Source organism: Saccharothrix luteola, from assembly GCF_020859565.1.
GTDB lineage: Bacteria > Actinomycetota > Actinomycetes > Mycobacteriales > Pseudonocardiaceae > Actinosynnema > Actinosynnema luteola.
Window position 1 is genome coordinate 19,498 of the sequence record NZ_JAJHUO010000026.1, and the last position, 8,571, is coordinate 28,068.

Here is an 8,571-nt window from a genome sequence, read left to right on the forward strand (position 1 = left end):
ACGGTGTTTCCGTACATCTTCCGGCCATGTTCATCCGATCGTGTTGCCGGGTTGGCGGGGGGCGATTGATCTTGGCACGGGGGCGTGGGGCGCGCCTGTCGAAGTGTTCTCACAGGTGGGCCTCGATCTCCGGCTCGGTCGGCATGGCGTCGGCGCAGGCCAGGCGGGAGGCGACCAGGGCGCCGGCGACGTTGGCGTAGCGGGCGATCCGGTCCGGTGGCCAGCCCGCCAGGAGGCCGTGGGCGAGCGCGCCGCCGAAGGCGTCACCCGCGCCCAAGCCGCAGACGACGTCCACCGGGTGCGGCGGGACGGTCCAGGAATCCGACCCGGTGGCGAGCAGGACGCCGGAGCCGCCCATCTTCACCACGGCCAGTCGAACGCCGCGCGACAGGAGGCGGGCGGCGGCTTCCTCCGGATCCGACGTCCCCACCGCCACCTCGACCTCGGCCCGGTTGCCGACGGCGACCGTCACGTGGTCGAGCATCCAGCCGATCTCACGGCGCGCGGTCGGCACGTCGGGCCAGAACATCGGTCGGTAGTCGAGGTCCAGGACGGTGTGGGCGCGGCCCGAGCGGTGTTGCAGGATTCGCCGTTGCGTATCACGGGCGGGCGAGGCGGAGACACCCGTTCCGGTCACCCACAGCAGTGGGACGTCGGTCACCAGGTCCCACGGCACGTCCTCCGGGGTGAGGGCGAGATCAGGGGCGAGAGGCGCGCGGTAGAAGAGCAGCGGTGGGTCTTCGGGTGGGTCCAGGGCGCAGAAGACGACCGGGGTCTGGAGGCCGGGCGCCGTGCCCACGTAGGACGACGAGACGCCGAACGACTCCAGCGCCGAGCGCACGTAAGGCCCGAAGCCGTCCGGACCCACCTTCGTCAGCACCGCCGACGCCCGACCGAGGCGCGCCGCCGCCACCGCCACGTTCGTGGCCGTGCCGCCGAGCGACTTGGCGAACGTCCGCACGTCCGCCAACGGCACGCCGCTCTGCTCGGGGTAGAGGTCCACCCCGACCCGGCCGACGGTCAGCACCTCGATCGTCATTCGCCGACCCCGCGCAGCTCGTGGGCCAGCGCCTCCAGCTCCGCCCCACCGGCCATCTGCCTGGTCAGCTCCTCCAAGCCGATCTCCGACTTCTCGTACGCCCCCAGCGCACGCCCCCGCTTGAGCAGCAGGAACCGGTCGCCGACGGGGTAGGCGTGGTGCGGGTTGTGGGTGATCAGCACGACCCCGAGCCCTCGATCCCGCGCCCGGGCCACGTACTTCAGCACCACCCCGGCCTGCTTCACCCCGAGCGCGGCCGTCGGCTCGTCCAGGATCAGCACCTTCGCCCCGAAGTGCACCGCCCGCGCGATCGCCACGCACTGCCGCTCGCCGCCGGACAGCGTGCCCACCGGCTGCTCCACGTCCCGCAGGTCGATGCCCATCTCGGCCAACGCCGCCCGCGCCACCCGCCGCCCCCGCTTGCGGTCCAGGAACCGGAACGGCCCGAAGCCGACGGTCGGCTCCGACCCGAGGAAGAAGTTGCGCCACACGCTCATCAGCGGCACGACCGCCAGGTCCTGGTACACCGTGGCGATGCCCTGGTCGAGGGCTTCGCGCGGCGACGAGAACCGGACCGGCGAGCCGCCGACCAGCAGTTCGCCGGAGTCGTGCCGGTGCACGCCCGCCAGCACCTTGATCAACGTGGACTTGCCCGCGCCGTTGTCGCCGAGCACGCACGTCACCTCGCCCGCGTTGACGACGGTCGAGACGTCCCGCAGCGCGATCACGCTGCCGTAGGTCTTGCCGATGTCGCGCGCCTCCAGCACTGGAGCAGTCATCGCCGCACCCTCTCCGCCCGCCGCCGCAGGGCGTTGTTGACCAGCACGGCGGCCAGCAGCATCACGCCGAGGAACAGCTGGAACCAGTCCGAGTTCCAGTTCGCGTAGACGATGCCCTGCCGGGCCATGCCGAAGATCAGCGCGCCGATGGCCGCGCCGACGGCCGAGCCGAACCCGCCGGTGAGCAGGCACCCGCCGATCACCGCGGCGATGATGTACTGGAACTCCAGCCCGATGCCCTGGTTGGCCTGCACGCTGGTGAACCGCAGGATGTTGATCGACCCGACCAGCCACGCCGCGCCCGCCGTGGTCATGAACAGCAGCACCTTGGTGCGCGTCACGGGCACGCCGACCGCCCGTGACGACAGCGGCGACCCGCCGACCGCGAAGACCCAGTTCCCGAACCGGGTGCGCAGCAGCACGGTCGCCGCGATCACCGTGACCAGGACCCACCACAGGATCGACACGTAGAACGCCGTGCCGCCGAGCGTGAACGTCGAGGCGAACAGGTACCCGGCCGACGAGTAGCCCTCGGCCGAACGCATGCCGGACACCTGCACGGACCCCGTGACCAGGCGGGTGACGCCGAGGTTCAGGCCCTGCAACGCCAGGAACGTCCCCAGCGTCACGATGAAGCTCGGCAGCCCGGTGCGCATCACCAGCCACCCGTTGAGCGCGCCGACGGCCAGCGCGAAGACCAGCGACGCGAGCAGCGCGAGCCACACGTTCCAGCCGAGCCGGGTCGCCAGGACGGCCGTGACCAGCGCGGTCGACGCGGTCATCACGCCGGCGGACAGGTCGAACTCGCCGCCGATCATGAGCAGCGCGACCGCGACGGCCATGATGCCGAGCGTGGACGCGTCGTCGAGCCAGGTCGCCACGCCGCCCGTGCTGAGGAACCGCTCGGTCGCCACCGAGAAGAACGTGAAGACCAGCACGGCGCCGAGCAGCGCGCCGATCTCGGGCCGGAGCACGAGCCGGTCGAGCAGCCGGGCCGAGCCGACCCGGTCGTCCGGCGGGTCCGACAGCGAAGTCACGGGCGTCCTCCTCAGCGGGTGCCGCGCTCGGCGTACTCGGCCACCTTGTCCACGTTGGACTGATCGACGAAACCCGGCCCGGTGAGGACCGGCTTGCCGCCGCCGACGGTGTTGGCGTTGTCGCGGTAGAGCTTGAGCATCACGATCGGCAGGTAGCCCTGCTCGTACTGCTGCTGGTCGACGGCGAACACCACGTCACCGGCCTTGATCGCGGCGGTGACGTCGGCGTTGAGGTCGAACGTGGCCACCGCCGCCTTCGAGGACGCGCCCTTGACCGCGCTCACCGACGAGACGGCGACCTGCGGGTTCAGCGCGAGCACGGCGTCGACCGACGGGTCGGTCTGCAACGCGCCCTTGATCCGGGACTCCACGTCGGTGGGGTTGTTGATGTCGACCTGGAGGTTGGTGACGGTGCCGCCGAACCCGGCGCGCGCGCCGTCGCAGCGCTGGTTGAGGCCGACGTTGCCCGCCTCGTGGATGACGCACAGCAGCTTGGTCCTGCCCGCTTCCGCGAGCTTCCGCCCGGCCTGCTCGCCCGCGACGCCCTCCTCCTGGCCGACGTGCGCGAGCGCGCCGAACGACGCGCTCTTGTCCGAGCCGGAGTTGATGGTGATGACCGGGATGCCCGCCTTGACCGCGTTCTCGATCGAGGTCTTCAACGCGTCCGGGTTGGCCATCGAGACCACGATGCCGCCGACCTTCTGCGACACCGCGTTGTCGATCAGGGTGGACTGCCGGCCGGGGTCGCCGTCGGAGTGGTAGTCGACGGTGACGCCGAGCTGCTCGCCCGCGGCGGTGGCGCCGTTCTTCACCACGTTCCAGAACGCGTCACCGGCCGTGCCGTGGGTGACGACGGCGACGCGAAGGTCACCGGTCGGCGCCTGGGCGGCTCCGGTGGTCGCGGTGGTGTTCTCCGCGCCGGGGCCGCTGCACGCGGCCAGCAGCGCGAGCCCGGTGAGGGCGAGGCCCGCACGCAGGCCCTTTCGAGTGGACGTCATCGTCTCTCCTCGCTGGTGGGGTCAGGCGGTGATCCGGGTGAGGTGCGCGAGGCTGCGCGCGGTGTCCCGCACCGGGGTGTCGAGCGGGCTGTCGTCGCCGAGCGCGGTGTCCTGCTCCAGGACGTACCAGCCGGTGTAGCCGGCGTCCCGCAGGATCGCCACCAGGGCGGGCACGTCCACGTCACCCTCGCCCAGCGGCACGTACATCCGCTGCTGCACGGCGGCCATGTAGCCGAGGTGCCCGTCGCGGACGGTGGCGGCAATGTCGGCCCGCACGTCCTTGAGGTGCACGTGCCCGATCCGCCGGGGGTGGCGGCGGGCGAGGTCGACCGGGTCCGTGCCGCCGATGAGGAGGTGGCCGGTGTCCAGGCAGAGGTCCAGGTCGGAGTCGGTGAGGAAGCGCTCGACCTCGGCGGCGCGTTCGACGTGGGTGCCGACGTGCGGGTGCAGCGCGGTGCGCAGGCCGTGGTCGGCGGCGCGGTCGCGGACGAGCGCGGCGGTGTCGACCAACGTGCGCCACTGGTCGTCGGTGAGCGCGGGGCGTTCGTCGTAGCCGTCGAGGCCGGTGGCGGCGGCCAGCACCAGGACTTCCGCGCCGGCGGCGGCGAGCAGCGCGGCGACCCGACCGGCTTCATCCACTGTGGACTCTTCGCCGGTGTGCAGCGGCACGGCCAGGAAACCGCCGACCAGCGTGAGCCCGTGCTCGTCCAACAACGCCTTGAGCACCGTGGGTTCGGTGGGCAGGTAGTCGGGCGGACCGAGTTCGGTGGCCCGCAACCCCAACGACGCCATCTGGCCGAGCACGGTGCCCGCGTCGAGCACCTTGCCCCACCCGGGAACCTCGCACACGCCCCAGGAAATGGGCGCACCGGCGATCTTCACGCGGCAACCTCCGCGTCGACGCGGACCGGGGCGCCCGAGCGCCGCGACTGCTCGCACGCCTCGGCGAGCCGGAGGCTGATCACGCTCTCCCGCACCGGCGACGGGTTCGCCGCCACGCCCGCCACGACCTGCGTGAACGCGACCACCTCGGCCAGGTAGGCGCGGTGGAAGCGCTCGGCGAAGCCGGGGTAGGCGTCGCCCGCCGCCTTCGGGCCGTCGGGCTCCAACGACGTCAGCGGCGTGCGCGGGTCGAGGCCCACGGCCAGCGAGTCGCGGCTGCCCAGCACCTCGATGCGGTGGTCGTAGCCGAGCGGGTCGTGCCGCCCGCCGGCCAGCACGGCGTGCGCGCCGCCCGCGAACTTCAGCAGCACCACCGCGTTGTCCACGTCGTCGGCCTCCGCGAACGCCCGGTCCACCAGGACGGACCCCGACGCGTACACCTCCACCACCGGCTCGCCGACCAGCCACGGCACCGCGTCCAGGTCGTGGATCAGCAGGTCGCGGAAGATGCCGCCGGACTGCGGCAGGTAGGAGAAGTCGGGCGGCTGCGCGTCGTTGCCGAGCGCGCGGACCAGGTAGACGTCGCCGACGTCGCCCGCGCGGACGCGCCGGTGCAGTTCGGACACCGCCGGGTCGAACCGGCGCTGGAAACCGACCAGCACCTCCACCCCGGACGCCTCCACGTCGTCCACCAACGCGCGCATCTCGTCCAGGTGGCTCGCGATCGGCTTCTCGCACAGCGTCGGCACGCCGGCCGCGATGGCCGCGCGCAGCAACGCGGGGTGCGTGGTGGTGGGCGTGGCCAGCAGGACGCCGTCACTGGCGGTGAGCAGGGCGTCGAGGTCGTCCACGCTCCGACTGCCGGGCAGCAGCGCCGACGCCCGGGCCGCGCGGCCGGGCACCGGGTCGAACAGGAGCACTTCGTCGACCTCGTCGAGGGTGGCCAGGTTGGTGGCGTGCATGGTGCCGATCCGACCCGCGCCGGCAACTCCGATGCGCATCGCGCTGGTCTCCGTCCTGGTAGAGGCGATCTCCGGTTAGAGCGCTCTATTTGTTGGAGCGCTCTAAGGCTGTAGCGTCCGTCACACGGGTGTCAAGGGCGCGTTCCCCGCCCGTGGCGTCCGCCGCCGCGTCCAGGAGGGAGGCAGCGTTGGCGAGACCCACGATGGAGGACGTCGCGGCGCGTGCCGGGGTGTCCCGCGCCCTGGTGTCGCTGGTGATGCGGGGGTCACCGAAGGTGAGCGACCAACGGCGGGCCGCCGTTCTCAAGGCGGCCGAGGAGCTGGGGTACTCGCCGCACGCGATGGCGCGCTCGCTGGCCAGCCGCACGTCGCACGTGCTCGGCGTGATGGTGTCCGACCTGCACAACGCGTTCTTCGCGGAGGTCGTGGACGGGCTGGACGCGGTGGCGGCCGAGCACGGCTTCGACCTGATCCTCAACACCGGCGGGCGCAGTCCGGCGCGCGAGCGGCGGGCGTTGCGGAGCCTGCTGTCGTTCCGGCCGGCGGGGCTGGCCCTGCTGTCGCCCGTGGTGCCGACGGCGGACATCGGCCGCGCGGCGGAGCAGGCGCCGGTGGTGCTGGTGGCGCGGTCGTCCCGACTGGCCACTGTGGACACCGTGAACGACGACGGCGAGCGCGGCATCGCGTTGGCCGTGGACCACCTGGTGTCGTTGGGGCACGAGCGAATCGCGCACCTGGACGGCGGCGAGGGCTCGCAGGCCGCGATCCGGCGGCGCGGCTACCTGGCCGCGATGGCGGCGCACGGGCTGCCGCCCCGGGTGGTGCGCAGCGAGTACACCGACGTGGGCGGCGCGCGTGCCGTGCAGGGGTTGTCGGGCGACCTGCCCACCGCGATCGTCTCGTGCAACGACTTCAACGCCGTCGGCGCGATCTCGGCGTTGGAGGAGGCCGGGTTCCGCGTGCCGCGGGACGTCTCGGTGGTCGGGTACGACAACACCTCGCTGGCCGCCCTGCGGCACGTCTCGCTGACCACGGTCGACCAGCCGCGCAACGAGTTCGGCCGGCTCGCCGCCGAGGCCCTGCTGCAACGGGTGCGGGGCGAACGGGTCGAGCCCGTGCGCCACCTGCTGCACCCGTCGCTGGTCGTCCGCTCGACGACCGCGCCGCCGGTCAGGCCGGCTTGAGCCCCACCACGCCGAGGACGATCAACGCCAGGCACGCCAGCCGCAGCGGCGACGCGCTCTCGCCGGCGGCGATGCCCACCAGGACCACGCCGACGGCGCCGAGCCCGACCCACACCGCGTAGGCCGTGCCCACGGGCAGGTCGCGCATGGCGATCGAGAGCATCACGAAGCTCGTCACCGCCGCCGCGATCCCGATCACCGTGGGCCACGGACGGGTGAAGCCGTCGGACCGGCCCACCGCCGTGGCCCACACGACCTCCAGCGACGCCGCGCCGAGCAGCAGCAACCAGGCCATGGCTACGCCACCGCGCCCGCGTCCACGACGAACGCGGCGCCGGTGATGTTGCGCCCGCCGTCACCGACGAGGTGCGCGACCATCGCGGCCACGTCCTCCGGGTCGCAGTACCGGCCGAGGGCGGTGTAGCGGCGCTCCTCGTCGGCGTCCGGCCCGTCGGCGGGGTTCATCCCGGTGTCGGTCGAGCCGGGGTGGACGAGGTTGACCGTGATGCCGCGCGGGCCGAGGTCGCGGGCCAGGCCCTTGGTCAGCCCGATCAACGCCGACTTGCTCATCGCGTAGAGCGCCCAGCCCGGGTACGGCACCCGCTCGGCCAGGCTGCTGCCGATGCCGACGATCCGACCGCCCGACCTCATGTGCGGCACGGCGGCCTGGGCCAGCACGAACGCCGCCCGCGCGTGGATCGCGAGGATCCGGTCGACGGCGTCCACCGTGACCTCCTCGAACGGGCCGTGGGCGGCGATGCCCGCGTTGTTCACCAGCACGTCCAGCCCGCCGAACGCGGTCGCCGCACGTGCGACGGCGTCACGCAGGGCGTCGACGTCGGTCGCCTCGGCCCGCACCGCGAGCGCCCGCACGCCCAGGGCCGTCATGTCCTCGACCACCTCGCGGGCGCGGTCGCCGGACCGCGCGTAGGTGATCGCCACGTTCGCGCCTTCGCGCGCCAGCCGCCTGGCGATCGCCGCCCCGATGCCGCGACTGCCACCGGTGACGAGCGCGGACCTGCCTTCGAGTTGCCGCACGACCTGACCCCCAATTAACCGGAACTGATTCCGCTTCAGCTTAAGCGGAATTAGTTCCGGTTGTCGAGGTCGTTAAGCTGCCGGCGTGACGCGCGAGCGGGCAGACGCCGCCAAGAACCGGGCGAAGATCCTGGCCGCCGCCGCCGACATCGTGGCCCAACGGGGCATCGAGGGCCTGGCGATGGCCGAGGTCGCCGCCGCATCCGGCGTAGGGGTGGGCACGCTCTACCGCCGCTTCGGCGACCGCTCCGGACTGGCCCACGCGTTGATCGACGCCTCCGAACGCGAGTTCCAGGCCGCGTTCCTCACCGGTCCGCCGCCGGTCGGCCCCGGCGCACCGCCCGCGGACCGCGTCCGGGCCTTCCTGCACGCGCTGGTCGACCGCACGCTCGCCCAGCTGGACCTGCTGCTGATGGCCGAGACCACCGGCCCGTTCGCCCGCTTCGGCGGCGCCTACGACGCGCACCACCGCCACCTGACCGTGCTGATCGCCCGAGCCCGCCCGGACGTGGACGCCGCGTTCACCGCGGACGCCCTGCTCGCCCCGCTGGCCGCCAACCTGGTCGCGCACCGGGGGGGGGGGGGGGGGGGGGGGGGGGGGGGGGGGGGGCGCCCCGCCGGGGGGGGGGGGGCGGGGGCCCGGCGCCCCCCC

Annotated in this window: 10 protein-coding genes; 2 read left to right on the forward strand and 8 right to left on the reverse strand. The window is 73.1% G+C overall.

Annotated features, from left to right (window positions below; all coding sequences use genetic code 11):
* Positions 1 to 109: 109 nt before the first annotated feature.
* From iolC to LNK82_RS32380, 6 genes are read right to left on the reverse strand one after another with little or no spacing between them, the layout of a single operon-like run.
* Complete coding sequence (gene iolC, locus LNK82_RS32355) at positions 110 to 1,039, reverse strand: 5-dehydro-2-deoxygluconokinase (RefSeq protein WP_230570700.1); 930 nt, start codon at positions 1,037 to 1,039, stop codon at positions 110 to 112.
* Positions 1,036 to 1,818 (reverse strand): ATP-binding cassette domain-containing protein, encoded by a 783-nt coding sequence (locus tag LNK82_RS32360; RefSeq protein WP_230570701.1) that lies wholly within the window; start codon positions 1,816 to 1,818, stop codon positions 1,036 to 1,038. Before LNK82_RS32360 ends, iolC begins: the two co-directional genes overlap by 4 nt.
* The gene (locus tag LNK82_RS32365; RefSeq protein ID WP_230570702.1) at positions 1,815 to 2,855 is read right to left on the reverse strand and encodes an ABC transporter permease; all 1,041 of its coding nucleotides are present in this window, start codon (positions 2,853 to 2,855) and stop codon (positions 1,815 to 1,817) included. Before LNK82_RS32365 ends, LNK82_RS32360 begins: the two co-directional genes overlap by 4 nt.
* An 11-nt stretch (positions 2,856 to 2,866) precedes the next feature.
* The gene (locus LNK82_RS32370; protein WP_230570703.1) at positions 2,867 to 3,853 is read right to left on the reverse strand and encodes a sugar ABC transporter substrate-binding protein; all 987 of its coding nucleotides are present in this window, start codon (positions 3,851 to 3,853) and stop codon (positions 2,867 to 2,869) included.
* A 21-nt stretch (positions 3,854 to 3,874) separates the two neighbouring features.
* Complete coding sequence (locus LNK82_RS32375; RefSeq protein WP_443706268.1) at positions 3,875 to 4,735, reverse strand: TIM barrel protein; 861 nt, start codon at positions 4,733 to 4,735, stop codon at positions 3,875 to 3,877.
* Positions 4,732 to 5,736: a Gfo/Idh/MocA family protein gene (locus LNK82_RS32380; RefSeq protein WP_230570704.1), complete on the reverse strand. Its 1,005-nt coding sequence runs from the start codon at positions 5,734 to 5,736 to the stop codon at positions 4,732 to 4,734. The genes LNK82_RS32375 and LNK82_RS32380 overlap by 4 nt, the downstream gene beginning before the upstream one ends.
* Positions 5,737 to 5,885: 149 nt before the next feature.
* On the opposite strand from LNK82_RS32380, the gene LNK82_RS32385 reads away from it, so the two are divergent.
* Positions 5,886 to 6,881, forward strand: coding sequence for a LacI family DNA-binding transcriptional regulator (locus LNK82_RS32385; RefSeq protein ID WP_230570705.1), 996 nt, complete (start codon positions 5,886 to 5,888; stop codon positions 6,879 to 6,881).
* Here the strand turns inward: LNK82_RS32385 and LNK82_RS32390 are convergent.
* Together LNK82_RS32390 and LNK82_RS32395 are read right to left on the reverse strand one after the other, a co-directional pair.
* On the reverse strand, positions 6,868 to 7,176 hold the full coding sequence (locus LNK82_RS32390; protein ID WP_230570706.1) for a DMT family transporter: 309 nt from the start codon (positions 7,174 to 7,176) through the stop codon (positions 6,868 to 6,870). The genes LNK82_RS32385 and LNK82_RS32390 overlap by 14 nt on opposite strands.
* A gap of 2 nt (positions 7,177 to 7,178) precedes the next feature.
* Positions 7,179 to 7,919 carry an SDR family NAD(P)-dependent oxidoreductase gene (locus tag LNK82_RS32395; RefSeq protein ID WP_230570707.1) on the reverse strand — a complete coding sequence of 247 codons (741 nt, stop codon included), beginning with the start codon at positions 7,917 to 7,919 and terminating at the stop codon, positions 7,179 to 7,181.
* A gap of 85 nt (positions 7,920 to 8,004) precedes the next feature.
* Here LNK82_RS32395 and LNK82_RS32400 point away from each other — a divergent pair.
* Positions 8,005 to 8,571: TetR/AcrR family transcriptional regulator (locus tag LNK82_RS32400; protein ID WP_230570708.1), on the forward strand; the 567-nt coding region annotated here is incomplete at its 3' end.

What these genes read in the sequence shown, in the direction of transcription:
- iolC (WP_230570700.1), bottom strand. Translation starts at nt 1,039, where the DNA reads ATGACGATCGAGGTGCTGACCGTCGGCCGGGTCGGGGTGGACCTCTAC.
- LNK82_RS32360 (WP_230570701.1), bottom strand. Translation starts at nt 1,818, where the DNA reads ATGACTGCTCCAGTGCTGGAGGCGCGCGACATCGGCAAGACCTACGGC.
- LNK82_RS32370 (WP_230570703.1), bottom strand. Translation starts at nt 3,853, where the DNA reads ATGACGTCCACTCGAAAGGGCCTGCGTGCGGGCCTCGCCCTCACCGGG.
- LNK82_RS32380 (WP_230570704.1), bottom strand. Translation starts at nt 5,736, where the DNA reads ATGCGCATCGGAGTTGCCGGCGCGGGTCGGATCGGCACCATGCACGCC.
- LNK82_RS32390 (WP_230570706.1), bottom strand. Translation starts at nt 7,176, where the DNA reads ATGGCCTGGTTGCTGCTGCTCGGCGCGGCGTCGCTGGAGGTCGTGTGG.